At 73.2% G+C, this 1,067-nt stretch carries 1 protein-coding gene and 1 pseudogene; both read left to right on the top strand.

Annotation, left to right across the window (positions count from 1 at the left end):
* Positions 1-758: class E sortase (locus KS423_RS46070; RefSeq protein ID WP_224285599.1), on the top strand; the 758-nt coding region annotated here is incomplete at its 5' end.
* A 37-nt stretch (positions 759-795) separates the two neighbouring features.
* Positions 796-1,067, top strand: a pseudogene (locus KS423_RS46065) (class E sortase); the annotation flags it as partial.

The raw sequence follows: 1,067 nt of genomic DNA, 5'->3' as shown, positions 1-1,067 counted from the left end.
GTTCGGGCAGCGGCCGGCGCCGGGCGGGCGGCCGCGCCGCCGGGCGGGTGCGCCCCAGGGAGTCCGTGCTCGTGGTGGCCGCCCGGGGCGTCGGCGAGCTGTGCATCACGCTCGGCCTGGTGATGCTGCTCTTCGTTGCGTACCAGCTCTGGTGGACCAACGTGCAGGCCGACGAGGCCGCCGACGGGGCCCGCAACCAGCTGGAGCAGCAGTTCAACGCGGCTGCCCCGCCCGCACAGCCGGGCCGGCCGGCCCCGGACCCGAACAAGCCCGAGGTGTTCGAGCCCGGCAAGGGCTTCGCCATCATCTACCTGCCCAAGCTGGGGTTGAAGTTCCCGATCGCCGAGGGCACCTCCAAGTCGGCGGTGCTCGACAACGGCCTGGTCGGCCACTACACCGGCACCGGGATGCCGGGCGACAAGGCGGGCAACTTCGCGCTGGCCGCCCACCGCAACACCCACGGCGAGCCGTTCCGGTACATCAACCAGCTCGGCAAGGGCGACAAGATCGTGGTGGAGACCGCCGCCGGCTACTACACCTACGAGGTCACCGGGGGCATCCCGGAGACCTCCCCCAACAACGTGAGCGTGATCAAGCCGGTGCCGAACGGCGCCGGGTACGCCGGTCCCGGCCGCTACATCACGTTGACCACCTGTACGCCGGAGTTCACCTCCAAGTTCCGTCTCATCGTCTTTGGCAAGATGATCGAGGAACGGCCGCGTGCCCAGGGCAAGCCGGCCGCGATCACGGGCGGATAGCCGCCCGGCCGCCCGGCCCGGAGGGGGAGCACCGCAGATGCAGGACGAGACCGCGCAGTCGGCCGAACCGGCGCAGGAGGCCTTCCCGCCGCCCGAGCCGCGGGCCGGGCGGGGACGGAGCCGGGCGCTGGCCGCGCTCGGGGTCTTCGGCGAGTTGCTGATCACGCTGGGCCTGGTGCTCGGCCTGTTCGTGGCCTACTCGCTGTGGTGGACCAACGTGCAGGCCGACCGCTCGGCCTCGGCCGCCGCCGACCGGCTGCGCAGCAGCTGGGGCGCGGGCCCGGACCCCGGCCCCCCGGCCGCACCCGG

The sequence above is a fragment of the Streptomyces sp. LS1784 genome (genome assembly GCF_020103755.1).
GTDB lineage: Bacteria > Actinomycetota > Actinomycetes > Streptomycetales > Streptomycetaceae > Kitasatospora.
This window is presented reverse-complemented; position numbering and strand designations above follow the sequence as displayed.